The 25,643-nt window shown below is 42.5% G+C and carries 31 protein-coding genes and 1 pseudogene; 21 read left to right on the top strand and 11 right to left on the bottom strand.

Translation table 11 applies throughout. From position 1 onward, the window contains the following. Positions 1 to 140: 140 nt before the first annotated feature. Positions 141 to 1,115 (bottom strand): DMT family transporter, encoded by a 975-nt coding sequence (locus GRQ40_RS15545; RefSeq protein WP_236546346.1) that lies wholly within the window; start codon positions 1,113 to 1,115, stop codon positions 141 to 143. 513 nt (positions 1,116 to 1,628) lie between these two features. Beyond that, positions 1,629 to 2,699: an NAD(P)/FAD-dependent oxidoreductase gene (locus GRQ40_RS15540; RefSeq protein WP_159720317.1), complete on the bottom strand. Its 1,071-nt coding sequence runs from the start codon at positions 2,697 to 2,699 to the stop codon at positions 1,629 to 1,631. Positions 2,700 to 2,925: 226 nt separating this feature from the next. Here GRQ40_RS15540 and GRQ40_RS15535 point away from each other — a divergent pair, with 226 nt between their 5' ends. Continuing rightward, positions 2,926 to 3,165, top strand: coding sequence for a YuzB family protein (locus tag GRQ40_RS15535; RefSeq protein WP_044745114.1), 240 nt, complete (start codon positions 2,926 to 2,928; stop codon positions 3,163 to 3,165). 219 nt (positions 3,166 to 3,384) lie between these two features. Here GRQ40_RS15535 and GRQ40_RS15530 read toward each other — a convergent pair whose 3' ends face one another. Next, the gene (locus GRQ40_RS15530) at positions 3,385 to 4,098 is read right to left on the bottom strand and encodes a DUF2225 domain-containing protein (protein ID WP_249218696.1); all 714 of its coding nucleotides are present in this window, start codon (positions 4,096 to 4,098) and stop codon (positions 3,385 to 3,387) included. A gap of 192 nt (positions 4,099 to 4,290) precedes the next feature. Here GRQ40_RS15530 and dapF point away from each other — a divergent pair, with 192 nt between their 5' ends. Next, positions 4,291 to 5,145 (top strand): diaminopimelate epimerase, encoded by an 855-nt coding sequence (gene dapF / locus GRQ40_RS15525; RefSeq protein ID WP_044745112.1) that lies wholly within the window; start codon positions 4,291 to 4,293, stop codon positions 5,143 to 5,145. 159 nt (positions 5,146 to 5,304) lie between these two features. Continuing rightward, positions 5,305 to 5,667: a HesB/IscA family protein gene (locus tag GRQ40_RS15520; protein ID WP_044745111.1), complete on the top strand. Its 363-nt coding sequence runs from the start codon at positions 5,305 to 5,307 to the stop codon at positions 5,665 to 5,667. A 153-nt stretch (positions 5,668 to 5,820) separates the two neighbouring features. Here the strand turns inward: GRQ40_RS15520 and GRQ40_RS15515 are convergent, their stop codons facing one another. Further along, a complete protein-coding gene (locus GRQ40_RS15515) occupies positions 5,821 to 6,813 on the bottom strand; it encodes an NAD(P)/FAD-dependent oxidoreductase (protein WP_066148859.1) in 993 nt (330 codons plus the stop codon). Between the two features lie 266 nt (positions 6,814 to 7,079). On the opposite strand from GRQ40_RS15515, the gene GRQ40_RS15510 reads away from it, so the two are divergent. From GRQ40_RS15510 to GRQ40_RS15490, 5 genes and pseudogenes are all read left to right on the top strand, one after another. Continuing rightward, positions 7,080 to 8,303 carry an NAD(P)/FAD-dependent oxidoreductase gene (locus GRQ40_RS15510; RefSeq protein ID WP_066148928.1) on the top strand — a complete coding sequence of 408 codons (1,224 nt, stop codon included), beginning with the start codon at positions 7,080 to 7,082 and terminating at the stop codon, positions 8,301 to 8,303. 80 nt (positions 8,304 to 8,383) lie between these two features. Beyond that, positions 8,384 to 8,880, top strand: a pseudogene (locus GRQ40_RS15505) (NUDIX domain-containing protein). Positions 8,881 to 9,018: 138 nt separating this feature from the next. Further along, positions 9,019 to 9,147 carry a YuiA family protein gene (locus GRQ40_RS15500; protein ID WP_159720923.1) on the top strand — a complete coding sequence of 43 codons (129 nt, stop codon included), beginning with the start codon at positions 9,019 to 9,021 and terminating at the stop codon, positions 9,145 to 9,147. 132 nt (positions 9,148 to 9,279) lie between these two features. Continuing rightward, positions 9,280 to 9,603, top strand: coding sequence for a YuiB family protein (locus GRQ40_RS15495; RefSeq protein ID WP_044745108.1), 324 nt, complete (start codon positions 9,280 to 9,282; stop codon positions 9,601 to 9,603). Between the two features lie 106 nt (positions 9,604 to 9,709). Then, the gene (locus GRQ40_RS15490; RefSeq protein ID WP_159720316.1) at positions 9,710 to 10,411 is read left to right on the top strand and encodes a 3D domain-containing protein; all 702 of its coding nucleotides are present in this window, start codon (positions 9,710 to 9,712) and stop codon (positions 10,409 to 10,411) included. Between the two features lie 181 nt (positions 10,412 to 10,592). Here GRQ40_RS15490 and GRQ40_RS15485 read toward each other — a convergent pair whose 3' ends face one another. Further along, positions 10,593 to 11,423, bottom strand: coding sequence for a cobalamin-binding protein (locus GRQ40_RS15485; RefSeq protein ID WP_159720315.1), 831 nt, complete (start codon positions 11,421 to 11,423; stop codon positions 10,593 to 10,595). A 90-nt stretch (positions 11,424 to 11,513) separates the two neighbouring features. Between GRQ40_RS15485 and GRQ40_RS15480 the strand changes: the two genes are divergently transcribed. The 4 genes from GRQ40_RS15480 (at position 11,514) to GRQ40_RS15465 (ending at position 15,459) form a co-directional block, all read left to right on the top strand. Further along, positions 11,514 to 11,885 carry a DUF309 domain-containing protein gene (locus GRQ40_RS15480; protein ID WP_044745105.1) on the top strand — a complete coding sequence of 124 codons (372 nt, stop codon included), beginning with the start codon at positions 11,514 to 11,516 and terminating at the stop codon, positions 11,883 to 11,885. A gap of 70 nt (positions 11,886 to 11,955) precedes the next feature. Then, positions 11,956 to 13,449 (top strand): leucyl aminopeptidase, encoded by a 1,494-nt coding sequence (locus GRQ40_RS15475; RefSeq protein ID WP_159720314.1) that lies wholly within the window; start codon positions 11,956 to 11,958, stop codon positions 13,447 to 13,449. Positions 13,450 to 13,822: 373 nt separating this feature from the next. Next, entirely contained in the window at positions 13,823 to 14,443 is a 621-nt protein-coding gene (locus GRQ40_RS15470) for a DUF47 domain-containing protein (protein ID WP_044745103.1), read from the top strand. A gap of 17 nt (positions 14,444 to 14,460) precedes the next feature. After that, a complete protein-coding gene (locus tag GRQ40_RS15465) occupies positions 14,461 to 15,459 on the top strand; it encodes an inorganic phosphate transporter (protein ID WP_080862626.1) in 999 nt (332 codons plus the stop codon). A gap of 38 nt (positions 15,460 to 15,497) precedes the next feature. On the opposite strand, the gene GRQ40_RS15460 is transcribed toward GRQ40_RS15465, so the two are convergent. Then, positions 15,498 to 16,103, bottom strand: a complete 606-nt coding sequence (locus GRQ40_RS15460; protein WP_236546345.1) for a biotin transporter BioY — start codon at positions 16,101 to 16,103, stop codon at positions 15,498 to 15,500. A gap of 292 nt (positions 16,104 to 16,395) precedes the next feature. Between GRQ40_RS15460 and GRQ40_RS15455 the strand changes: the two genes are divergently transcribed. Then, on the top strand, positions 16,396 to 16,548 hold the full coding sequence (locus GRQ40_RS15455) for a hypothetical protein (protein ID WP_201296004.1): 153 nt from the start codon (positions 16,396 to 16,398) through the stop codon (positions 16,546 to 16,548). Positions 16,549 to 16,925: 377 nt separating this feature from the next. Here GRQ40_RS15455 and GRQ40_RS15450 read toward each other — a convergent pair whose 3' ends face one another. Together GRQ40_RS15450 and GRQ40_RS15445 are read right to left on the bottom strand one after the other, a co-directional pair. After that, a complete protein-coding gene (locus GRQ40_RS15450; RefSeq protein WP_159720312.1) occupies positions 16,926 to 18,254 on the bottom strand; it encodes an ArsB/NhaD family transporter in 1,329 nt (442 codons plus the stop codon). A 14-nt stretch (positions 18,255 to 18,268) separates the two neighbouring features. Then, positions 18,269 to 18,691 (bottom strand): hypothetical protein, encoded by a 423-nt coding sequence (locus GRQ40_RS15445; RefSeq protein ID WP_159720311.1) that lies wholly within the window; start codon positions 18,689 to 18,691, stop codon positions 18,269 to 18,271. 217 nt (positions 18,692 to 18,908) lie between these two features. Between GRQ40_RS15445 and kapD the strand changes: the two genes are divergently transcribed. The 3 genes from kapD to GRQ40_RS15430 all read left to right on the top strand — a co-directional run bounded on the left by kapD (position 18,909) and on the right by GRQ40_RS15430 (position 20,410). Beyond that, positions 18,909 to 19,535: a 3'-5' exonuclease KapD gene (gene kapD, locus GRQ40_RS15440; protein WP_066148879.1), complete on the top strand. Its 627-nt coding sequence runs from the start codon at positions 18,909 to 18,911 to the stop codon at positions 19,533 to 19,535. Positions 19,536 to 19,625: 90 nt separating this feature from the next. Then, the gene (locus GRQ40_RS15435; protein ID WP_066148880.1) at positions 19,626 to 19,835 is read left to right on the top strand and encodes a hypothetical protein; all 210 of its coding nucleotides are present in this window, start codon (positions 19,626 to 19,628) and stop codon (positions 19,833 to 19,835) included. Positions 19,836 to 19,894: 59 nt separating this feature from the next. Next, positions 19,895 to 20,410, top strand: a complete 516-nt coding sequence (locus tag GRQ40_RS15430; protein WP_159720310.1) for a superoxide dismutase family protein — start codon at positions 19,895 to 19,897, stop codon at positions 20,408 to 20,410. Between the two features lie 416 nt (positions 20,411 to 20,826). On the opposite strand, the gene GRQ40_RS15425 is transcribed toward GRQ40_RS15430, so the two are convergent. After that, positions 20,827 to 21,993, bottom strand: a complete 1,167-nt coding sequence (locus tag GRQ40_RS15425; protein ID WP_159720309.1) for a MalY/PatB family protein — start codon at positions 21,991 to 21,993, stop codon at positions 20,827 to 20,829. A gap of 198 nt (positions 21,994 to 22,191) precedes the next feature. Between GRQ40_RS15425 and GRQ40_RS15420 the strand changes: the two genes are divergently transcribed. Genes GRQ40_RS15420 through GRQ40_RS15410 form a run of 4 tightly spaced genes read left to right on the top strand, consistent with a single transcriptional unit; the run spans position 22,192 to position 24,306 of the window. Then, on the top strand, positions 22,192 to 22,455 hold the full coding sequence (locus tag GRQ40_RS15420) for a DUF1871 family protein (protein ID WP_044745093.1): 264 nt from the start codon (positions 22,192 to 22,194) through the stop codon (positions 22,453 to 22,455). Next, a complete protein-coding gene (locus GRQ40_RS18355; RefSeq protein ID WP_066148886.1) occupies positions 22,430 to 22,627 on the top strand; it encodes a hypothetical protein in 198 nt (65 codons plus the stop codon). The genes GRQ40_RS15420 and GRQ40_RS18355 overlap by 26 nt, the downstream gene beginning before the upstream one ends. A 12-nt stretch (positions 22,628 to 22,639) precedes the next feature. Next, positions 22,640 to 23,140, top strand: a complete 501-nt coding sequence (locus tag GRQ40_RS15415; protein ID WP_044745091.1) for an Lrp/AsnC family transcriptional regulator — start codon at positions 22,640 to 22,642, stop codon at positions 23,138 to 23,140. Further along, the gene (locus GRQ40_RS15410; protein ID WP_066148888.1) at positions 23,137 to 24,306 is read left to right on the top strand and encodes an aminotransferase; all 1,170 of its coding nucleotides are present in this window, start codon (positions 23,137 to 23,139) and stop codon (positions 24,304 to 24,306) included. The genes GRQ40_RS15415 and GRQ40_RS15410 overlap by 4 nt, the downstream gene beginning before the upstream one ends. 54 nt (positions 24,307 to 24,360) lie before the next feature. Here GRQ40_RS15410 and GRQ40_RS15405 read toward each other — a convergent pair whose 3' ends face one another. Continuing rightward, positions 24,361 to 24,726, bottom strand: coding sequence for a helix-turn-helix domain-containing protein (locus GRQ40_RS15405; RefSeq protein ID WP_044745089.1), 366 nt, complete (start codon positions 24,724 to 24,726; stop codon positions 24,361 to 24,363). Positions 24,727 to 24,913: 187 nt separating this feature from the next. On the opposite strand from GRQ40_RS15405, the gene yugI reads away from it, so the two are divergent. Next, positions 24,914 to 25,291 (top strand): S1 domain-containing post-transcriptional regulator GSP13, encoded by a 378-nt coding sequence (gene yugI / locus GRQ40_RS15400; RefSeq protein WP_159720308.1) that lies wholly within the window; start codon positions 24,914 to 24,916, stop codon positions 25,289 to 25,291. A gap of 48 nt (positions 25,292 to 25,339) precedes the next feature. Here the strand turns inward: yugI and GRQ40_RS15395 are convergent, their stop codons facing one another. Continuing rightward, entirely contained in the window at positions 25,340 to 25,573 is a 234-nt protein-coding gene (locus GRQ40_RS15395) for a DUF378 domain-containing protein (RefSeq protein WP_044745087.1), read from the bottom strand. Between the last annotated feature and the right edge of the window lie 70 nt (positions 25,574 to 25,643).

Raw genomic sequence — 25,643 nt, 5'->3', positions numbered from 1 at the left:
TCCTATAAACTTGGCGGCCGTGTTTTACATTTTTACACAAGTGTTGATGAACCATTATTTTACTAAACATATGGAATGATTGGGCTAGAAATCAAGCCAGTCAATGGGTTTTTATTGGAGCATCCACACAGCTGACATTTTTATGCATTCAGGCTTTGCTGACTGGAAGCAGAAGCATGCAGCCTTCGGGAAAAGTAGCTGTGCAAAATCATACCGATGACAATGGCTAGCATGCCGAACCATGAAAGGGCTGAAGGCATGGGAGCCGACAAGAGGAGGATTTCTCCGAACACGGCGAAAAGCACTTCCATTGATTGTGTTGCTTCAACAGCCGCCAGCTTATGCATATCTTTGCGCACCATGTCGGTAGCTTGAAAAAAAAGAATCGTAGCAATAATTCCTGAAAAGATAGCGACGAGCAGTGACTGGATGATTTGTTCCTTGCTTGGTGCGCCTGCTGTCATCAACCCGTATAGCGATAAGAGCAGCCAAAATGGCAGGCTGGCCAACGTCATTCCAAGCGTTCGCTGATAGCTATCCAAACGGCCGCCGCAAATTTCCATCATTTTACGATTACCAAGCGGATAAGCGAAGGAAGCGACAATGACTGGCGCAACACCGAGCAGAACCGTGCGCCAAGATACATGGTTGGCTTGCTCAAGCTGCATAAGAATAATGCCGAAAAAAATGATCAATGAGATCGCCAGCCCTTTAATAGGAATCTTTCCCCGAACTTTTTTCAATCCTTGTGGCGTTTCGATGGTCTCGAAAAAAAGAGGAGCGAGCAACGACCCGGATATAATCGTAAATTGCCACGTCCCGGCAATCAGCCAGCCTGGAGCATACATGGCAGCAAAGCAAAGCGGGGCGTAAAACAGCCCGAATCCGACCAAGCTCCATACGAACCAAGAGCTAGGCTGCTTTCTCATCTCTTGAAACAAAACCCGCGTGTTTTTTCGTGAAGCGACAATAAGAAAAAGAAACGGTACCATAAAAATAAATCGCAGTGATGCGCTCCACACCCAACTCCCTCCAGATAATTCCATTGATCGATTAAGGATAAAAGTGGAGGCAAAGAAGAAGGCCGCACAAATTCCTAAGAAAATCGGACGCAATGAGCTCACCTCTTACATGTGATTGAATGATCTAAAACATACATGTGGATAAAATAGTTTCCCTCGCTTGCCCTATTTGCATCAACCCACTAGATCTGGGCGGGGTATATGACTTATTTTAGCAGAGATGGAGGAGAAGGGGTATCGATAAATACAAGCTTGAAGATGGAAAGCCCTTTCTTTTGACCACCCATATGAGATGGTGTCAGAACCGCATTAGATGAGGAACATCGTATTTGTAAACCTGTGAACGACTCACCACTTATGAAGTGAGAGACGATTTTCTAAGGGGCATTTCAAGTTTCCATCTAGTACGTACCGGATGGAAGAAAAATGAAGTCAGGGAAATCCAGTGATGGTTTGCTGGATTTGTTATTGTTGCATATCTTTTTTCAATCAAAAAGGCGGAGTCATTTCCGCCTTTTTTTACATCAAAAACCGTCGGAGTTTTGATTTTTTATAAGCAAATACTGATTGATCAAAGGTTTTGAAGATATTTTGAGCCGTTTTGCATCAATATCCATTATGATATTTGTACATCCAAAGAACGCCAGATTTTAACAGACGCGGCACTCTGCCGGTTAAAGGACGGTCAGCGACAAGGCCAAATCCATGCTTTTTGCCGAGAGAACCGAGAATGCCTTTTAGCTTAATCGGCGGAAATTCGTTTGGCGGTTCTTCTCCGCGCCAGCGGCTTTGCAGCACTTGAACAATTTGCTCTGCCTGTCCTTCCGCAAGCTGTGCGCTTGGGGAATGAGGAAGGCTCGCACAGTCGCCGACAACATAGACATTTTCATATTCAGGGATATGGTGCTGGTTGGTTAAGACCACGCGGCCTTGCCCGTCTTTCTCCACATTTAACTCACGAACGACCCGGCTTGGCTGGATTCCTGCTGTCCATACAATGGCGTCACAGTGAATAGGCTCATCGTGATTATATAATATGCCTTCTTCAACTTTTGTAATATTGGAATGGCGGACAATGCTGATGCCATGCTCATGAAACCAGCTTTCGACATATTGGCTGAGCCGCTCTGGAAACATAGGTAAAATTCGTTCTCCGCGGTCAAATAGCATCACGTAAAGATCAGGACGGCTTTCGGCCAGCTCACTTGCCAATTCGACACCGCTTAATCCTGCTCCGACGATACCGACAGTGGATTGCGGAGGTAAATTGCTTAATGTTTGATATGTGACACGGGATTTTTCAATCGACTGGATGCTATGTGTAAACTGTTCCGCCCCAGGGACGTTATGATACTTATCCTCACAGCCTAATCCGATGACTAAATCATCATATGCTACAGTCGTCCCATCATGCAATAAGACCGTACAGGCATCCAAATCAATACGAACAACTTCTCCAAAGCAATATGTGAGGCGAGGGTGTTCTGGAAAAGGTACACGAATATCGTGGTCGCTGACGGTACCAGCAGCTAATGCATAGTATTCCGTTTTTAAACAGTGATACGGAACACGGTCAATCAGCGTAATGTGAACGTTCTCAGGTAAATGGTTTGGGAGAAGGCGAAGCAAAATTCGCATATTTCCATAGCCCCCACCAAGCAGAACGAGGTTTCTCATGCTAGAATTCCCCTTTTGTAGTTGTCTTTTCACGCAAAACGTTGACCAAATGACATTAAAAGTATAGCGAAATTGTGACAAAATCACAATAATTTTTCGAAAAAAATGATAAATATATAAAGGACTTTCTTTATTCAGGATGGCGGAATCAAGAAATAAAGTGTCATAAATTGACGGCGACGATAAAAATCGTTACCATTTAAAGCAGGTAGTGAGGTGACAAGCGTTGATTCAGCCAATTATTGAATTTTGTATAAGCAACTTAGCGAATGGTTCACAAAAAGCGCTGGAAAAATTGGAAAAAGATCCGAACCTAGATATCATTGAATATGGATGCCTAAGCTATTGCGGGAAATGCGGCCAGTCGCTTTTTGCGTTAGTAAACGGCGAAGTAGTAACAGGGGAAACGCCGGAGCATTTGGTAGAAAACATTTATAAATTTCTTGAGGAAAATCCAATGTTTTAGAAAAAAGCGGCTGCAGACAGCCGCTTTTTGAATATCCTTTTTTATATGGTTGTCGCTTGATATGTTAGCATAGAGTTCGTCAGATTTTTGCCATGCGAATGCGTGAAGAAAAGATCAGTCACAAGAAGCTCTGAATCTAAGATTTATTCGTTCAATCTTTATAAATGCATGCATATCGATTTTTGGGAGCCATTGGTGCTAGAAATCGACCACTTGCGCTTATTTTAGCCGTTCATCGCCGTGTTGATGGTTAGAGTTTTCGCCGCTGCGAATTTCCTGCCATCGTTCATGAGCCATAGCAATAATCCCTGTTTCAATGGTTTCCTTCTTTTTCGCAATCACTTTTGAAAAATATAAAATCGCCTGTTTTGTTTCACCTAATCTTCGATGCAGTTCACCTATGAGATAAAGAATACGCACCTCAGACATATGGGTTCCAAGAAAATCGTCGTTGCTATAGGATGCCATGTATTCCTGTAAAGCGAGACGCATAAAACGCTTTTCTTGTTCAGGAACTTTGTATGTGCGATAAAGCCAAGCAAGACGCATATACAAGCCAGCAAGAACAATGTGTTTTTCCTGCTTCAGCGTAGCTGAATAAATCCCGAGCTTATACGTGCTAACCGCTTCTTGAAACGTTCGCTTTCCACTATAATTGTGTCCGCTCCAAAGCTGACAAATATGTTGCTGAATCGCTTCAAATGTTTGAGGAGGGAAATAAGCAGAAAAATCTTCTGTCACCGAAAATCCGCAATGAGGACAAACACTCACATAATAAAGCAGCGGATTTAGGTCTTCAGACTGGTAGTATGAACAAAAATCGCTGTCGTGTTTTATTGGCCGAAGAAAGCGGGAGCGAATCTTTTTCGTGGTGTATGGCTGATGACAAACAAGGCAAGAAATCTTCCGATCATATAACTCATTTATTTCCATGATGCTTCCCCCGCGATTGATTTAAGGATAAAGGCCTATTACAAATTTATTATACAGATAAGAGCACAAAAAAAGAAGATGCCAGAGCATCTTCTTTTAAAGGTGTATATGAAAAAACGGGGGATATTTTCATTGTTTCCCAACAATATCGCGTTTATACTTATATGTACAAAATTTTTAGGAGGATGTACAATGGGCAATTTTTCGTTTGCGAAAATGCACGGCTTAGGAAACAGTTATATATATGTCAATTTGTTTGAAGAGACGATCCCAGAAGAGCTTTTGCCAGAGCTAGCGATCAAAGTATCCAATGTTCACACAGGGATTGGATCGGATGGACTGATTTTAATTTGTCCGTCAAACGTCGCTCCTGTGCGCATGAGGATTTTTAATAGTGACGGCTCCGAAGGAAAAAATTGCGGCAACGGCCTTCGCTGTGTAGCGAAATATGCTTATGAGCATCAGTTGGTGAAGGAGCGCTCATTTTTTATTGAAACATTGTCAGGGCTGGTGAAAGCCGAAGTTTCTGTGGAAAATGGCCTTGTGACTAACGTAACTATTGATATGGGGCACCCTCGCCTTAAGCGGAGTGAAATTCCGATGATCGGAGAGGAAGCAGAGCAGGTGGTCGCAGAACCGATTCGGATCGCTGATCAAACATATACGATGACCGCTGTTTCCATGGGGAACCCGCATGTCATTTTTTATGTAAATGATATTCACCAGGCTCCTGTGACCTCGCTTGGTCCTATTGTTGAAAAAGACAAACGGTTTCCAGAGGGGGTTAATGTGGAATTTGTAGAAGTTGTCAGTGATCATGAACTGCACTTTCGTGTATGGGAGCGCGGTTCAGGAGTCACACAGGCGTGCGGAACAGGGGCGTGTGCAGCGGTGGTAGCCTCCGTACTGAATGGTTGGACGGCCCGTAATCGTGAAACAGTTGTTCATCTATTAGGTGGCGATTTATTTATTACCTGGACAGAGGAAGGAAATGTGCTGATGACAGGGCCTGCCGAAACCATTTGCACAGGTGTGTATGAGTACTAAGATCAAGTGTTGATCTCAATCGGTAAATGGATCTTTGGCCCAAATGATCGTTAGTTGTCCAAAGAAAGCTAAAGCTGTAGCAAAATGGAGGCTGACGATTTGAATCGTTTGAACAAGTGATAGGAAAACAGATATACTAATGAAAAAGGAGGGAATGATATGAGCGACGTCATTCAGTTGACGGAAGCAGCGGCGTTTCAAATTAAAGATATGATGAAAGAGCATGGAGAAGAGAACGCTTATCTCCGCGTAGGAGTAAAGGGCGGCGGCTGTAGCGGATTATCATATGGCATGGGGTTTGAACATGACCGCCATGAAGATGATCATGAGCTGGAGCAGCATGGTATTAAAATATTGATTGATAAAGAAAGCGCGCCAATTTTAAAAGGCACGATTATCGATTACAAACAGTCGTTAATGGGTGGAGGTTTTACAATCAACAACCCGAACGCGATCGCCACATGCGGCTGCGGATCGTCGTTCCGTACGGCGGCAAACGCTGGAACACCGGAGGAGTGTTAAGGCTATTTAGCGACGAACTTCTTTATAAAAAGGGCGTCCTTATGTTAAGGGCGCTCTTTTGTGTTATTTGCCATAAACATTGTGTTCCATATTTGTGAAGAAAATAAAACACGGCAAGGAGGGCTAGGAATCGACCGCCTTGCCGCAGATGGTTTAGAACATAGAAGAAGAATGCATTGGCTGTATTTTGGCTTTTGGATCAATATAGGCTTTCGCGTTATTGACTGCCGTTGGCGCTTCACCGAAGCCGCAGGCAATTAATTTTACTTTTCCTTCATATGTGCAAATATCGCCAGCTGCATAAATGCCTGGAATATTTGTTTCCATTTTGGAGTTTACTTTAATGGAGTTTTTTTCAATTTCAAGTCCCCATTCTTTAATCGGTCCAAGGGATGATACGAATCCATAGTTGACCACTACGGCATCCACATCAATCGTTTCTTTTGAGCCGTCTTTTGCATTTTCGAGAATCACTTGGCGAATGCCCCCATCGTCACCGACTAAATCAACGGGCACAAATGGTGTTTTGACAACAACTTTGGAATTCATTAAATTCTCTACACTATGCTCATGAGCCCGGAATTTATCGCGGCGATGGACAATGGTCACTTTTTCAGCAATTGGCTCAAGCATAAGCGCCCAATCGACAGCCGAGTCGCCGCCGCCGCAAACAAGCACTTTTTGTCCCGCAAATTTATTTAAATCATCAATAAAGTAATGCAGGTTTTTCCCTTCATATTGAGCGGCATCTGCCAACTCAAGGCGTCGTGGCTGGAAGGCGCCGTTTCCAGCTGTAATGATGACAGCTTTCGAATAATGGATTTCTTTGTTTGTTGTCAGTTTAAAAATACCATCATCCTGCTTTTCCAGTTTTTCAACGGATTGTTCTAAGCAAACGGTCGGATTAAATTTGGCCATTTGCTCCTTTAAATTATCAATCAGTTCTTGTGCGCGAATTTTAGGAAACCCAGCGACGTCGTATATGTATTTTTCTGGATAAAGAGCAGATAACTGTCCTCCCAATTGTGGAAGGCTTTCAATAATTTTTACGCTTGCTTGGCGCATTCCTCCATAAAACGCTGTAAACAGCCCTGTTGGTCCGCCGCCAATAATCGTAATATCATATACCTTCTGGTCTTCCTTCATGACCCCTTCTCCCCCTACTCAATGAAAAATGCAGACACTTACATCATAACATATTCATTACTTTTATAAAAAAGAAAAAAATCACTTGAAAACGATACGAAAAAAGACTAATATGTTTTTGGATGGATTGTTAAGATTTTTTGACAATTATTCGACATTTTTTTGTCCCTTATCGTGAATTTATTCACAAACTTTTTTTCAATAAAATGCAGCATGAAAGCGCACGCTAGTGGTAAATGCTGCAAATAAAAAATAAAAAGGTGGAAGTGATTGAGTTGAAAAAGCCAAATGTTGTAATTTTAGGGGCAGGCTATGGCGGTTTGATGACCGCGGTGCGCTTGCAAAAGTTTGTTGGAGTGAATGAAGCGAACATTACTCTTGTCAACAAAAACAATTATCACTACGAAACTACGTGGTTGCATGAGGCCTCAGCTGGAACGCTGCATCATGATCGTGTGCGCTATCCAATCGCTGATGTGATTGATCGCAGCAAAGTGCAATTTGTGCAAGATACGGTTGTTAAAGTAGTTCCTCAAGAGAAGCGAGTGATTTTACAAAACGGCGAATTAACTTACGATTATTTAGTCATTGCGCTCGGTTTCGAATCTGAAACATTTGGCATTAAAGGGCTAAAAGAGTACGCATTTTCTATTGCTAACGTGAATGCCGCCCGCCAAATTCGCGAGCATATCGAATATCAATTTGCGACCTATCATACAGAAGAAGAAAAGCGCGATGAGCGTTTAACGATTGTTGTTGGCGGTGCTGGATTTACGGGTATCGAATTTCTTGGCGAGCTGGCAAACCGCATTCCAGAGCTTTGCCGTGAATATGATGTGGATCCGAAAAAAGTGCGCATCATTTGCGTTGAGGCTGCTCCGACAGCTCTTCCTGGCTTTGATCCAGAGCTTGTGGAATATGCGGTTAGCTTGTTGGAGCGCAAAGGAGTAGAGTTTAAAATCGGAACAGCCATTAAAGAATGTACACCAGAGGGCATTGTGGTTGCGAAAGGTGACGAAGTTGAAGAAATCAAAGCAGGCACAGTCGTTTGGGCCGCGGGTGTGCGTGGAAGCTATGTCATTGATGAATCTGGCTTTGAAGCAATGCGGGGCCGTGTAAAAGTGGATCCGTTCTTGCGCGCTCCTGGTTATGATAACGTATTCATTGTCGGCGACTGTTCACTAATGATTAATGAAGAAACGAATCGCCCATATCCGCCTACAGCACAAATTGCGATGCAGCAAGGCGAGTTATGCGCGAAAAACCTTGCCGTTTTAATTCGCGAACAGGGCGAACTGCAGCCATTTAAGCCAGATATTAAAGGAACGGTATGTTCGCTTGGGCATGACGACGCTATTGGCGTTGTGTTTGGTAAAAAGATGTGGGGGGCAAAAGCAAGCTTTATGAAAAAAATGGTTGACAATCGCGCCCTCTACTTGATTGGCGGTCCATCTCTCGTTATGAAAAAAGGAAAATTTAAGTTCTTCTAAATAAAGAAATACTTAGATGTGGGCAAACAAGCTTTTGTTTGCCCTTTTTTAAAATTGAAGAAAAAAAGAGGTTGAAGCATATGAAAAAGAAGCGTGGGCATGTGTGGCTGGCGGCGGCAGGGATCGTACTCAATGATGCGGGGGAATGGCTTGTTGTCAAGAAGAAGTATGGCGGATTGCAAGGACAATGGTCATTGCCGGCAGGATTCGTGCAGCGTGGAGAAACAGCAGATGAAGCGGTGATCCGGGAAGTGGAGGAAGAAACAGGAATCCAAGCCGAAGTGATCGGATTGATTGGATTGCGCACAGGAGTCATAGATGATGAAATCAGCGACAATATGATGATTTTTTTGTTGAAGGCTTTATCCAAAAAATGGTCATCCAACAAGAGGAACTATGGACAGCGGCGTTTTTATCGAAAGAGTCTCTTTTGCGTGATTCAAGTGCATCGACTTTGCTGCAGCATCTGCTGAAAGCATGGCCTTTATCCTATTTCCATTTTCATAACGGATTGGATCCGGGTGAACCATTCGGATATACAAAATACCACGTTTATTTCAAAAATTCAAAAAATTAAGAAAATCAAAGGAAATGAAAGGATTTTGCCAATGTATCCGTTTACATCGAGGGAAATCGTCCGAAATGCTCCTTTTCTTTTTGTATAGATCTTTGATATATTATCAGAAAATTAAGAAAAGGGAAGAGGGATGACATGATGAAAAAGACAGAATCAACGGTATGCCCATATTGTGAAGGAAATGGTTACGTTCAATTGTTGTTAGGCGGTTCAGAAACATGCTATTGCTGCTCCGGAAAAGGAACCGATAGCAAAAATCGTAAATAAATGATAACTGGGGGCAAGTTTATATGCTTGCCTCTAGCATTTTGCTATGCAAAAGCGCTTATATGAATGCTTTCATTGACTCCCATTCTACGTTTCAGTACACTTAAGAAGGATGTACTGGAGGTGATGGGGATGGAAATGAGCGTACCCGTTTTATTAATATCCATGTTATTGTTTTTTGTGTTATTTTTTGGGATTGGCTTTTTATTGAATATGATTTTAAGAATGTCGTGGATTATGGCCATTTTAAGTCCGATTGTCTTTATTTTTATTATTGATGATGTGAGATGGACAGAATATTTTACTCATCCAGGCGCTTCGTTTACTGCGCTCAAACACAAAATACTATCGCTGGCGCCTGCTGATGTTATGATCCTTAGCAGCGGGCTTGTCGGCGCCATTTTTGCCGGAATTGCGATTCGGGCGCTGCGTGCTAAAGGATATCAAATGTTTTAAGACTTTCGCTGAATAAGCGAGAGTCTTTTTTATTTTCTCATTCTTCCCCCGGTGAATATTTCGTTTTCCCTGTGGAAATAAATAGAACCATGGGAGGAGTGAGGAAATGAATATAATTAGAAGAATGAGTATGACGCTTTTATTTATCGGCGCGCTTTTTACTACATTTCAATCTGTTTCTGGAGTAGAAGCGAAGACAATTGTTCACTCACTTTATAATTCATCCGTTTCATTTTTTCAACGCAGTTATTCTTTTTTTGATAACTTCGAGATAGACAACCGTGCATTAGCAAATGAGCAATGGACTCGATATGAAGAGCGGGCGCAGCCGCAAATTTCATCCGAACAAACGATGAATCACTCGCTAAACTTAGAGGAAGCGATCGATTGGTCGCAATACCCGTCCACTACTGTTGTTGCGACTGGCTATACAGCAGGCGTGGAATCGACAGGGAAATCGCCGAACCATCCGGAATACGGCATTACTTATTCAGGTGTACGAGTCAAAAGAGATCTCTTTTCAACGATTGCTGCTGATTTAAATGTGTTTCCTATTGGAACGATTTTGTTTATTCCGGGATATGGATATGGGGTAGTGGCAGATAAAGGAGCGGCTATTAAAGGGAACCGCATTGATTTATACTACCATACAGTAGATGATGTGTACAAACATTGGGGCAAGAAAACGGTGAAAGTTTATATTGTAAAAAAAGGAAATGGGACATTATCCGAGCAAGAGCTAACTAAATTAAATGAGGATGAAGCCATGCAAGTATTTCGGCAGCAATATTTAAAATCGGAAAGCTAATGAAAATAGAGAAGGGCTGTTCATGACAGCCCTTCAGATTGTTTATAAATGCTTCCATCCTGCGTCATGGGTCTCGTACGTCCCAAGCACTCGGCCATGTTTCTTGTCTGCCAAGTGGCTTTAAGCCAGTCTGGTGTGAGACCATCACCAATGAAGAATGTTAAAATGGTTGTAGACAAAGTCAACAGTGACTTTGTCTTTTTTCGTGAAGTAAAGGATCGATATGATCATATTCTGGAAATATGTCAGGGTGAAGTAAAGAAGCAAGTTTTTTTAATCCGAGCAGTAGCCTTGGTGAAGGACGGCAAAATAAAGATTCTTCGAGGACGGAAATGCGCCCTGCTTTTACTGCTTGGATTTCGCTCCATCCGGGACGTTTGTTGACGATGGTTGGATCGATTTTTTCCGTTCTCACTCCAACCCAAACAAGGCAAATATGTTCCGGGTTTCGTTTTTTTACTTCATTCCAGTCTGTTTGGATATTGGCTGCCTCGATATCAGCAAAAACATTCGTTCCTCCTGCTAGCGCGCTTATTTCAGTAAGCCAATTTGTTCCTCCAGGAGTGAATACAGGTTTTGGCCACCATTCCCAGTAGAGAGAGGTCGGCGTCTCGATCTTTTTAGCTAGTTGCTTATAGCGATGGATAAACGTTTGATAACGAGTGACGATTTTTTGTGCTTGTTCTTTTTTGTGCATTGCTTCTCCTAATAAAAGCAAATCGGAAGCAATATCATTCAACGAATTTGGCTGGAAGACGATATAAGGAATACGTCGTTTTTGCAACTCAGCAATGTTTCTCTCCATTCCTGGCACGCTTAAGGAAGCAAGCACAAGATCTGGATTCATCGCTTCGACTGCATCCATATCGATCTTTAGATCAGGCCCCACTTTAGGAAGGGAATGTACTGCTCTTGGCCAATCCGAATAATCGTCCACGGCGATTAAATTCTCTAAGCCTCCTAGGTAAGCGAGCAGTTCTGTATTGCTTGGGCATATGGAAATGATTCTCATGATTATCACCTCTTTTTTATTCCATAATGGTGTATTCTTCTTCTGCTGTGCGGTTTCCTTGTGATATGCTGAAAAAGGGGAGGGAGAAGCATGTATCCGCTTGCGTATTATGAGTTTTTTGTGAAATTTAACGAGGGAGATTTTTATACGTGCCATGATTTATTGGAAGAAATTTGGATGGAGGATAAAAGCAATTTTTTCATTAAAGGATTGCTGCAAATGACGGTAGCTTTATATCATTATAGCTATGGCAATGTGAAAGGAACACGGATGATGATGGAAGCTGCCCAAAACTATTTGCAGCCTTATCGGCCCATCCATTGGGGGCTGGATGTAGAAGCGGTATACAGCTTTATTGAGCGCTGTCTTGACTTGATTCCAGCAGATATTGAGCGAGTGGATTTTTCTCAGATTCATCGTCTGCCTTCTCTTCCTGAGCTTGTATTAGTGCTACAAGATTAGCTGGCTAGCGAAATGGGATGATGCATTGTATGATGATAGAGGAAAAATCAGACAAAGGAGGATTCATATCATGTTTAAAGTGGTTCAGGAGTCTCTAAATGAAACAAAGCATGAGGCTTGTATTGTTGGGATATTTGAGCGGCAGAGCGCATTGGGTGGTGTGCTGGCTGCTTGGGATGAACAGTTAAATGGACAACTTACAGCATTGTTGAAAGAAGGAGATCTTTCTCCAAAGCGAAAGCAAATTGCTAAAATACATACGCTAGGGCAATTGAATATCAAGCGCCTTTATTTTGTAGGATTAGGCAAGGAATCAGACCTGACATTTGATGGATTACGAGAAACGATTGGCCGGCTGTTTAAAATGTTAAAAGGAGAAAAGCTCACAGAAGCAGCAGTGGCTCTCGATACGTTTATTACCGAAAATCTTGATGCTAGCGAGGCAGCTCACGCTTTTGCTGAGGCGTTTGCGCTGGCGACATATCAATTTGTCGGATATAAACAAAAATCAAATGAACCAGAAAAGAAACTGGAAGAGATGACTGTCTATACAGCGGCGGACCCTAAAGAAGTGGAAGTGAGCCTTTTGGTCGGTTCTGTTTATGGAAGGGCTACCAATTCAGCTCGGACGCTGGTGAATACACCAAGTAATTTATTAACGGCGACAGATTTGGCCGATTATGCAGTAGAATTGGCGCGAAAATATAAGTTTGAATACGAGGTGCTGGAAAAAGCGGAAATGGAAAAGCTCGGAATGGGAGCGCTGTTGGCTGTTAATAAAGGGTCGTCGGAACCGCCGAAAATGATTGTTTTGAAGTACCAAGGGAAGGAAGCGTGGGAGAATGTCATCGCGCTTGTCGGAAAAGGAGTAACCTTTGATACAGGCGGCTATTCCATTAAAACAAAGGATGGAATTGTCGGTATGAAGACCGATATGGCCGGTGCAGCCGCTGTCCTTGGTGCGATGGAAATTATCGGTGAACTCCGGCCGGAGCAAAATGTGATCGCCGTCATCCCAGCTACTGATAATTTAATTAGCGCTGATGCGTTTAGACCGGACGATGTGATTACATCCATGAGCGGTAAAACGATTGAAATTAAGAATACTGATGCAGAAGGGCGCTTGATTTTAGCGGATGCCATTACTTATGCCAAGCATCATGGTGCGAACTACATTATCGATGTAGCTACCTTAACAGGGGGCGTCATTATTGCGCTTGGTGTCCATACTACAGGCGCGCTGACGAATCATGAGGAAATGTTTGAGCAGCTTTTAGAGGCATCAGTGGAAACCGGTGAATGTATTTGGCGCCTGCCAATTACAGAAAAAGATAAGGAACGTGTACGCAATAGTCCGATCGCTGATCTCAACAACTCTCCAGGACGCGAAGGCCACGCGATTATGGGCGGAGCCTTTCTCGCTGAATTTGCTGAGAACACTCCTTGGGTACATTTAGATATTGCCGGTACCTCCGTTACATCGAAAGACCATGATTTAGGGCCGGCCGGTGCAACCGGTGTGATGGTGCGCACTCTTGCTACTTTCGTCGAGCGTTTCCAGTAAGGAGAAGAAGCCGTTCATCAGCGGCTTCTTCAGACTGTTGAGAACTTTTTATCCTACATCGTTTGCCGCACTCGGCTGTGTTCCGTGTCTCAGATCGGCGAAGGGAAAAATCAAAATGATTAAATGAGACAAAGTTTTTTGTTAAGCTTGCTGCTGCTACGCTGAACCACTCCCACCTCCGTTTCATTTAGAGGTGGGAGGCTTTTTAGTAGATATGTTAACTCTAAGACGAATACGAGCGAATCGTTCATCCAAATGTAAAGATAATGTAAATTTAGTGTTAATTTTTTTTAAAATTGTTGTAAATTCGACGGTTATTGATAAAATAAGACAGGATGGCTCAACATTAGTTACATAAAATGGGGGTTTTTTTATGGTTTTTGCACCAAAAAAAGATGTCTTTTTTGATTTATTGTTTACAATTTCGGAGAATGTAAAAGAGGCAGCACAGTATTTTGTTGAGTACAAAATCAATAACATTAGTGATCTCAAAGAGTTTGCACGTGTCATGAAAGAGTATGAAAAGAAAGGCGATTCGTTTATTCATGAGCTTGTCGTTGCTTTAAATAAGACATTTATTACGCCGATTGAACGGGAAGATATTCACCAATTAGCGATGAAAATGGATGATGTATTAGATGGATTTGAGCAATGCTCTGCTCGTTTTGAAATGTTTTCGTTTACCGATATTGATGACCATATGGCGAAATTTTTTGAAAATATTTATCAAAGTACCATTGAAATCGCTAAAGCGTTGAAACTGTTAGCAAGCAAAAAACTGCTTGATATGCGGGTACATGCCATAAAAATCAAAGATTATGAAACAAAATGTGATGAAATTTTAAGAGCCTCTATTAAAAACTTATTTGTGACACAAAAAGATCCAATTAAATTGATCCAATATAAAGAATTGTATGAAATGCTAGAAGAGATCGCTGACAGCTGTGAGGATGTTGCCAATACCATTGAAACCATCATTATGCGCAACGCGTAAAAGGAGATTGCTCTTTTATGGATACGGTGTTCATACTTACAGCTTTAGTTGTCATCTTTGCGTTAGCTTTTGACTTTATTAATGGCTTTCACGACACAGCGAATGCGATTGCAACATCAGTTTCGACAAGAGCACTGACGCCGCGTCAAGCGATTATTTTAGCAGCGACGATGAACCTAATCGGTGCTTTAACTTTTACAGGGGTTGCTAAAACGATTACGAAAGATATTGTTGACCCGTTTGCCTTAGAGAATGGTTCCGTTGTTATTTTAGCAGCGCTGACAGCAGCGATTGCTTGGAACTTAATTACATGGTATTACGGAATTCCAAGCAGCTCTTCTCATGCGATTATTGGGGCTGTTGCCGGAGCTGCTATCTCAGCAGCCGGTTTTGACGTTTTGAACTACGAAGGATTTTTGAAAATTTTACAATCCCTTATCCTTTCTCCGTTTCTTGCATTTGGCGTAGGGTTTATTATGATGAATTTATTCCGAATAACGTTTAAAAACGCCAACCTCTCCAAAACGACCAAGGGATTTCGCATGTTTCAAGTGTTGACGGCAGCGATGCAGGCTTATACACATGGGACGAATGATGCGCAAAAAGCGATGGGGATTATTACGATGGCATTAATTGCTGGAAATTATCATCACTCCACTGACATTCCAGAGTGGGTGCGTTTCTCAGCAGCCATTGCCATGGGGCTTGGAACCTCCGTTGGCGGCTGGAAAATCATTAAAACCGTTGGCGGAAAGATTATGAAAATTCGTCCTGTCAACGGGGCAGCAGCTGACCTTTCTTCTGCCCTTATTATTTTTGCGGCAACGACATTTAAATTGCCGGTGAGTACGACTCACGTCATTTCTTCTGCTGTTATGGGGGTTGGTGCGGCACAGCGTGTGAAAGGTGTAAAATGGGGAGTCGCACAGCGCATTGTGCTCACATGGATTATCACTCTGCCTGTTTCAGCGTTGATTTCCGGATTTATTTACCAATTATTTAAATTATTCTTATAAGAAAAACCGGGCGTTGATTTTACGCCCGGTTTTTTCAATTATGCTGCATGTCGATTGGCTGCGAACGATTTGCGAAGAGAGGCATAAATTCGAGGCGATATTACGCCGGCGACGATGGATAATATAATATCCTTTGGCAGAGGTACGAACATCCAGGCCCATGCCATGCTATAAGAGAATCCTTCTGGAGCTTGTCCCCAATATTTATACGCTAAAAACATCCAATTTGTACCGATTACATAATTGATGATCATTCCGATGAGGGCAGCGACAACAAAACGAACGACAGAAGGAGACGGGCTGCCTTTTTCGACGATCCAACCAGTGATATATGCTGCTAAAATATAGGATAGAATAAAGCCAAATGTCGGACGGACAACCATGCTGAATCCACCAGAAAATTGGGCGAATACAGGTGCGCCGACTAAACCGACGAGCATATATACAATCATGGCAAAGGCACCTAGGCGCCGTCCTAAAACAGCACCGGCAAACAAACAAAAAAACGTTTGCAATGTAATCGGTACTCCGCCAATGACTAAAAATGGTGCCCAAGAAGTAATATTGGCTCCAATGGCCATTAAGGCTGCGAACATGGCGATTAATGTCATATCAAGTGCGCGGAATGACGGTTTTGGTGTCATATGTGAACCTCCTTGTTTATTTGGTTAACAAAATCGTATCGAACAATTGCTTGACTGTCAATTAATTTTTTGAATAATCCGGTCGTTTTTAGAAAATATATAAATACAAATGAAAGCTGGACAAATAGGATCTGTATACGATTAGAGGAAATCGGTGGCTTGCCTTACTCGCGTGAAAGCGTGCCGCCGCAACGAGATCATGGTTTGCTTACTTTTGTATAGATGCTGATTCAGTGCCATTACCATGGGTTACTATAAAGGCTCCAATAGCGAGAATATGGGGGAATTGATATTGAAAACGGAGAAAGATCGAAACCATATTGAGAGGGCAAGCCAACAAGGTGCTCGTGAGGATCTCATCCATGTAAGTTCGGATGATGAAGGAAGCGATTATGATTTACGGGATGCACAGGAGATTGGACGAAAGCAACTCGATCATGAATAAAACATCAGACTGCTGATAAATGCTTTCATGTTGCATCACTTGTTTTGCTCGTCCGCTTATGAACGTCTTGATTCGATTCTTAACTTTGTTCCTTATCCGACAAGTGTTTTCAAGACAATCTGAGGGAAATGAATGGATGCTTAAAGTGATGGTCAAAGCAAAAATGGACTTTATTTACAATCTGAGATGTTTGGCTTCTCAAATATCTCAAAAACTAAAATACGTTCCAACGCAGTCCGATGGTTAGTTGGCAGCAATGAGGCATGCTAGACGAACCTCTCCCCCTCTTAACCGAGTGTAGGTGGGAAGGCTCACTTATACGTCATGAACATGAAACAGAAAAGAGCGAGTCATTAGCATGAACTCGCTCTTTTTTACTACATTAGATAGCGCAAAAATAAATACAAATGTGATAGAAGCAAAGCGATCAGCGTTAAAGGAGCACCGATTTTCAAAAAATCCATATAGCTGAATCCATGTCCTTCTCGTGAAGCGATGCCAGCGACAATAACATTAGCCGAGGCACCGATGAGAGTGCCGTTTCCTCCTAAGCAGGCTCCGAGCGCTAACGCCCACCATAAAACATCAATTTGCGGGGCATCAGGCGACAATCCCATTCCTGTTGCCATATCTTTAATCAGCGGAATCATCGTGGCGACAAACGGGATATTATCAATAGTCGCTGAGGCGATTCCTGAAACCCAAAGAATAAAATAGGCAGCGACTGGAATATTGCCTCCTGTCACATCCAATGCTTTTTCAGCGAGACTTTTAATCAAACCGATATCGACAAGCCCTCCTACTAATGTAAACAACCCAGCAAAGAAGAAGATCGTCACCCATTCTACTGAAGAAAAGATATCTTCCATCTCATGCTCTTGCACTCCAATCACCATGAGAATCGTCGCGCCAGTCATTGCAATAACGGCTGCATCGACATGGATAGAAGAGTGGAGAATAAATCCCAAAATCGTTAGCACTAAGACGGTGACAGACTTTTTTAACAAGACGCTATCTTTAATGTAATCGCTCTCATTCAGTTCCATTAACTGCTCAATTAATTTTTGATCGGATTTTAACTGGCGGCGATAAATCAAAAATAAGACAGCCACCGTTACAAGCATAATAATGACGACGATGGGAGCCAAATTCGTTAAAAAATCGTTAAAATCTAGATGTTTATTTGCTGAGCCAATCATAATGTTGGGGGGATCGCCGATCAGAGTAGCGGTACCGCCGACATTTGAGGAAAGCACCTCAGAGATTAAATAAGGAACTGGATTCACGCGAAGGATACGCGTAATTGAGAACGTCACCGGGACGATAAGCAAGACGGTTGTGACATTATCAAGAAAAGCTGATAATACAGCTGTCAGCAAAGATAACATCACTAAAATGCGGCCGGGATTACCTTTAGCGGCTTTAGCGGCCTTAATGGCTACATACTGAAAAAAGCCGGATTTGCTGGTAATGTTCACAAGAATCATCATTCCGATTAATAATGTAATGGTTTCCCACTCAATGTGATGAGTAAAGGCTTTATGCAAATCAACAATTCCAAAAATCACCATGAGTGCGGCTCCAAGAAGGGCAATCACCGCGCGATTGATTTTTTCTGAAATAATGATGGCATAGGTGACTAAAAAAATAGCGATTGCTGCATAATATTGCACATTTGAAACTTCTGCTGCTACTGTGTCATGCAATGGTTTTCACCTCTTTATTGAATAGTTTGTCCACAGGAAGGGCAAAGCAAAGGGGATGAGTTCTCAATGTCTCTTGTGTAAAACACAAACTGGCAATTCGAGCATTGCACTTCCCTCAAGCGATCAATAAATAGCTTATGCGATGGGCGCTGCGGAATGGATGTATCAACCATCTCTACATGAATCGCTTCGCGCGAATCGTCTTCCGCCACGACAAGTCCTTCGGCTTCCTCTTTTGTTCGCCAGCCCTGGTCGATTAAATGCTGCTGCAGCTGGCTATGAGACGAATGCTGAAGCATTTCCTCAGCCAATTTCATATATTGCTCATTTGTCAACGAAACAAATGGCACACCCGTTTTTTTCTTTTCCCAATATGCTTTTAATTGTTCCTCCGTAAAAATCAAAGTTACGATTTTATGAATGACGACATTTTTCAACGATAGTTCCCCTTTCTTTGACGGTATATTCCCCAATGTTTATTATAGCTTTTTCTTTATAGGGACTCAAAAAATTTTTAGAGGCGTACGTTCGCCCTTTTTTGTTTATTTTCTGAAAAAATAAGTAAAAGAATGGAATCTCATGATATAATAAAAATACGATCATCGTCCGAGTGATGAATCATGGCGAACGAGTGTGGAGAAAGGAGGGACAATCATGCAGGCGAAGGACCATCAATATTTGTTTCTTGATTTTGAATTCACGATGCCTGAAAACAAGACAAAGCCGCGCGGTTTTTTTCCAGAAATCATTGAAGCCGGCCTTGTATCGGTCATCAATGGCCAAGTCTATGACCAATTTTCTTCCTATGTCAAGCCAGTTCATTTTCCCACTTTGACGGAGCGATGTAAGTCATTTTTGAACATTGCGCAGGAACAAGTTGATCAAGGAATTTCTTTTGAAGAGCTCGTACATTGGTTGCAGGAATATGACCGCTTATGCCCGAATACCGTTGTTACTTGGGGAAACATGGATATGAAAGTGCTAAGGCATAATTGTTTGCAAGCCAATCTCCCTTTTCCGTTTACCGGTGAACACCGTGATTTAGCGATGGAATATAAAATGTTTTTTGGAGAACGCAATCAAACTGGGCTGCGCAAAGCGGTTCAAGAGTATGGAAAAGAAGGAGTCGGAAAGGCGCATTGTGCGCTAGATGATGCGTTTACTACCTATAATATTTTTAATTTAGTAGAGAAGGATAAAAAATATTTAGCGAAGCCAGAGCAGCCAACGATTGGCGAGCGTGTAGACTTTAGCCAGCTGCTAAAAAAATTTGCGTTATAATAGGCCAAGTCACCATGTGCAGTGGTTTGGCTTGTTTGTTTTTGTTATAATCAATCTTGCCAAGATTTTATCGAATGAGAGGCTGACGAAATGATGATTCCATATATCCTTAACTTATTTTTATATTTTCCAGAAGACAAGCGTGAATACATTCCAGCGGCTATCACGTGTACTTTATTTTTAATCGCTGCTCTTTTAACGATGCGGCTTATTATTAAAATTTCAAAATATCAGGAAGAAAAAGCGAAGCAATTTGAAGAGCAGCTCAGAAGAGAAAACATTATTCAAGATGACAAATAATCGTTTAAATTCCCTTTCGTCTGGAAATACTGCATGAAAAAAGAGGCGGGAGGGATTTTGTGTTTAAAAGATTATATGTGTTATTGGCTATACTTGTGCTTGCCAGCGGCTGCAAGCAGTCTGCACCAACAAAGCTCAATGTCAAAATGGTGAATCGTGCAGGCGAAGTATTGGGGACGGCGAAGCTATCCGAGCAGCCGAGAGGGGTCAAAATTTCATTAGATTTGGAGGGGCTTCCTCCGGGGACGCATGCAATTCATATTCATGAAAAAGCCAGCTGTAAAAAAACAGACTTTCAGTCAGCTGGCAGCCATTATAATCCTGATGAGAAAAAGCATGGTTTACTTCATCCAGAAGGAGCGCATGCCGGTGATTTGCCCAACATTATTGTGAAAGAGGACGGAACTGTAAAAACGGAATTGATGGCCCCGCAGGTGACACTAAAGGAAGGTAAGGAGACATTACTAACCAAAGCAGGCACCGCTCTAGTGATTCATGCAGGCCAAGATGATGGAATGACTCAGCCGGCGGGAGATGCGGGAGATCGAATTGCCTGTGGCGAGATCAAACGATAAAGAATAGAGGATTTCTTTGCAAGTTTTTTCATTGTTATAGAAATCAAGTGTTATGTTTAATCTTTTCATATTTTTCGCATTCTAACACCATCCATCGAGAAGTCTCCCACCTCTAAGCGAAGTGGAGGTGGGGAGGTTTATCGAATCGTCCATAAAATCTTTCCGACGCTACTTCTGCTTTCGAGCTAATGGTGCGCTTCGATCGCTTCTTTACGCATAAATGGTTTTCCGATTTTCATTTTTAGCTGTCCAGTTGCTAAAAGCTAGGTGAAATGTCTGGCTTCTGTATATCCGTATACTTCATGACTTCCGGCGGACCAAACTCTGTTATGACAATCGTTTTCATCTATATCCCATCCTTTCAATCCAAGCTATTGCTCGTCAAGGTTTTTGAGTTTCAAAGCAGAAAAATAGGCTTACAGTCCCTCGAAAGCGTCCCGAAGTCGTTCGAAGGCATTTTCAAGCGTTTGTTTTGTGCAGGCGATGTTAAGACGGATAAATCCACGTCCTTCATCACCGAATTTGCTGCCCATTTCCACAGCAATTCTCCCTTTATGGAGAAGCCGCTGCTTAAGCTCCGTTTCTGTTATTCCAAGGCCGCGACAATCGATCCAGATAAGGTATGTTGCTTCTGGACGAACGGCTTGTACGCCTGAGAAAGAATTGTGAATAAACGTGCATGTACGGTCTATATTGGTTTTTAAATATTCCAATAGTGCATCAAGCCACGGACCTCCATAACGGTAGGCGGCTTCCGCTCCAACAGTGGCGAATGTGTTAAGTGTAAAAAAGCCGCGCCGATGCTGAACTTGATCGAATTGTTTTTTTAAATCGCGATTTGGAATAATCACACTCGCTGATTGCAAGCCAGCCAAATTGAATGTTTTCGTCGGTGCCAAGCATGTCACGCTTATGCTGGCGAAGGCTTCGTTTATGGAAGCGAACGGAGTGTGACGAAATGGCGAAAATGTTAAATCCGCATGAATTTCATCGGATACAACGATCACGTTATTTTCTAAGCAGAGAGATCCTAGAGTCTCCAATTCTTTTCTGGTCCATACTCGTCCCCCAGGATTATGAGGGCTGCATAAAAGCAGCATTTTGGCCCCTTTTAACTTTTCCTTAATATCGTCCCAGTTGATTTGATATCCACCCTCAGTCAGAAGAAGGGGACTTTTGAACAGTTTTCGCCCATTTTTTTGTACAAGTTGAAATAAAGGAGGATATACTGGCGTGAAAACCACAATCGCATCATTTGGGGAAGTGAAAGCTTCGATACATGTTGCTAGCGCTGGAACAACACCAGCAGAAAATGAGATCCAATTTGTCTCAATCGTCCATTGATTTCGGTTTTTCAGCCATTCTGCGAGTGCTTCTTTTAACGAGTGAGGGATGGCAGTGTAACCAAATACCCCATGCTCCAAACGGTCAGTGAGCGCTTTGATGACAGGAGGAGGAGCTTGAAAATCCATATCCGCTACCCACATTGGCAATACGTCTGGAACCCCGAATATTTGTTCTGCTTCATCCCATTTTACCGAGTGGGTATGCCGCCGCTCGATCATATCGTCAAATGAATACATGGTAAATAACCCCTTTCTTGCAAAATAATCACTGAGCGAAGGATGACCATCATGGCTTATTTTTTTCTGATTGAGAAAGAGCCTCCAAAAAAGCCGCGATGCCCACGCTAAAAGAAAGGCTCCATCCACCGCTTTATTTTGCTCCGTGTGATCGATTATAATTGGTTTATCATCTCATAAGGAAAGGCGGATCATGCGATGAATGCAGCGAAAACCAATCAAACATTGCTTGAGATGATTCAGCGCTGGGACCCGTTTGGCTACGGAGTAGAAGCCTATGAAACGGAGGCGGTAGATGTGATTCAAGCTGTTCATGAATGCCATGATGCTTATACGCTTGCTAAAAAAATCCAATCCATTTATGAATTCTCTTTTGAACAGCTAATTCCTTTCAGCAACTGCATGAAATTAGCGGAAGCTTTATTAGTGGTCAAGCATGGAGCAGAATGCTCGCTGTCATGATAATCGATTCTCGCTTTTGGCTGATAAAAACATGGATGAGCGCCATGAAAAACGTCAATGGGGCAAAGCGATCGCGCAGATGAACGGCTGCGGATCGCTTTGCTTATTTTTGCTGCTTCTATCAAAAATTTTTCGTGCAAATGATCATGAATTGTGTGAAAATTCTCTATAGGGGGGATTCATGATGAAATTGACGGAAAAAGAACTGGAAATCGTGGAAATACTCGAAAAAAATGCCCGTTTGCCGCTGGAGACATTGGCAAAGATGGCCTCATTAACAACAGAAGAAGCAGCAGCGATTTTAGAAAAGCTTGAGGAGAAAAAAGTCATTGTTCAATACGCCGCTATTGTTGATTGGAGGAAAATTGATGGGCATGAGGGGGTAACGGCGATGATTGATGTCAAAGTGACACCGAAGCGCGGCGTTGGATTCGACGAAGTTGCGGAACGGATTTATCGCTTTCCAGAGGTTAAGTCGGTGTATTTAATGTCAGGAGCGTACGATTTATCTGTTGTTATTGAGGGACGCTCGATGTCGGAGGTGGCTCATTTTGTTTCAGAGAAATTATCGACTCTAGAATCAGTCATTTCCACGACAACACATTTTATTTTAAAAAAATATAAACACGATGGTACGGTGTTTGAGCAAGGAGAACAAGATCGGCGTATCGTGGTGTCACCATGACGCGGGCAACCAAAACATATGTATCGGAAACGGTCAGCCGATTAAAGCCATCAGGCATTCGGCGTTTTTTTGACTTGGCTGCAAGCATGGATGGCGTTATTTCGCTTGGGGTGGGAGAACCTGATTTCATCACCTCATGGAACGTGCGAGAAGCGTGCATTTTATCGCTGGAACAAGGGCATACATCTTATACGGCCAATGCGGGACTAATGGAACTGCGGGAGGAAATTTCCTCTTATTTGCTGCGGAAGTTTCAAGTGAAATATTGCCCGGAGGGTGAAGTGCTTGTGACAGTTGGAGCGAGCCAAGCGCTGGACTTGGCTTTGCGGGCGATCATCAATCCGGGTGATGAGGTCATCATTGTTGAACCAAGCTTTGTCTCCTATGGACCGCTTGTGACGTTGGCTGGAGGAACTCCTATACCGGTTCGGACAGAGGGAACAGATGAATTTAAGCTTCGTCCCCAACAAATTTTGCAAGCATTAACGGAACGAACGAAAGCGATCCTCCTTTGTTCGCCCAATAATCCGACTGGTACTGTATTGAACAAAGAAGAGCTGGCCGCGATTGCTCACATTGCGAACATGCATGATTTGCTAGTCATTTCCGATGAAATTTATGCCGAGCTAACATATGACGAGAATTATACGAGCTTTGCCGCAGTGGGAGGGATGCGGGAGCGCACGATTTTAGTGTCTGGATTTTCAAAAGGGTTCGCGATGACGGGATGGCGCCTCGGCTTTGTAGCTGCTCCTGAGGAAATCATGCAAGCGATGCTGAAAATTCACCAATATGCGATGATGTGCGCACCGACAATGGCTCAATATGGAGCCATTGAAGCGTTAAAAAACGGTGAACATGACGTGGAGGAAATGCGCAAAAGCTATCGCCGCCGCCGCAATTATTTTGTTCAATCATTAAATGAAATAGGCCTGCGCTGTCATATGCCGGGTGGAGCATTTTATGCATTCCCTTCCATTCGGGAAACAGGTCTTACATCGGAGCAATTCGCCGAACAGTTATTGTTAAAGGAAAAAGTGGCAGTTGTCCCTGGCAGTGTGTTTGGGGAGAATGGAGAAGGATATGTACGCTGTTCCTATGCCTCATCACTTGAGCAACTGCAAGAGGCGACCAAGCGAATGAGAAGATTTTTGCTTCAGCTGTAAACGTGGGAAGCTTGTTGTTTCCGCCACTGTTTGAGGTGGCGGAAACGCCCTCTTTTATTGAGGGTCTCCGTATTTGATTTCATAAAGCATTTGCATGACACGGAGAAAGTCTTCCTCGCTGAACTCCTTTGCTTTGCGCAAAATCAGCTTTGCCCGCTTTAATCCTATTTCTTTGATCAAATGCTCAATTTCAGGATCCATTTCCGAAGCGGTATTATTTGCCCCTTTTTCTAAGAGCTCTGAAGCTGGAACATCCAGCACGGTAGAAAGCTTAAGAATGGTTGGGACGTCAGGAATTTGCTCTCCAGATTCGTATTTTTGAATTGTGGCTGTCCCCACACGTACTTTTAGCGCCAACTCTTGTTGACTCATGTTGCGCCTCTCTCGGTACATTTTGATGTTCTCGCCAATCGCACTCATGAATTTATTACCCTCCTTTGCATTCTTTGTATCTCCATCATATCATGTTTTATTCTTCTTGATAGGACATTTCACTAATTCGTTGAAAACTGTGCAGAAAATTTTTATAATTTTTTGATTCGTTTGCTCAATCATGGTATAATTTAGAACTGCATATTTGAAAATCAACAAATAGGAGTTGTTTTTTTTGAGAAAATTAAAAGTGGGAAGCGTCGTCAAAGGGATTGTGACGGGAATTCAGCCGTATGGCGCGTTTGTATCCATTGATGAAGATATACAAGGACTTATTCACATTTCGCAAATTTCCCATCAATATGTTAAAAATATTCACGATTTTATCAAAATGGGTGATGAAGTAACCGTAAAGGTGCTTTCCATTGATGAAAAAACAAAGCGAGCCAGCCTTTCTATACGTGCGCTTGAGCCTTCAGACGCGGAAAAAAGGGGAAGAAAGCGAAAGGTTAAAATTGTAAAAGCCAATGAATCAGCTAAAGGATTTAATACTTTAAAGCGAAAATTAGAAGAATGGATTGAACAATCGAAGTGCGAGGATTCATTCAATTAATAAAAACAAACACTCACCCTGTGAATGGTGAGTGTTATGTTTGTTGTTTTACGTACGAGAGGTTTTTGGTTCTGTACGTCCAAGCTCTTCGGCTGGTTTAAATAAAATCGCTAAATTAATTAATCCAGCGATTCCGACAAGGCCGTAAATGATACGAGCTAATGCTGAGTCTTGTCCTCCGAAAATAGCTGCTACTAAATCAAATTGAAAGAAACCAATTAAGCCCCAGTTAATCGCACCGATTATTGTAAGTAATAACGCAACGCGTTGAAGTCCACTCATTGAGGATTCCTCCTTTTGCTTTTAGATCGTTCAAGTATAGGTTGCATAATCAAGAATAAAAATATGCACA

This window comes from Anoxybacillus sp. PDR2, from assembly GCF_009834045.1.
Classification (GTDB): Bacteria; Bacillota; Bacilli; order Bacillales; family Anoxybacillaceae; genus Anoxybacteroides; species Anoxybacteroides rupiense.
This window is presented reverse-complemented; position numbering and strand designations above follow the sequence as displayed.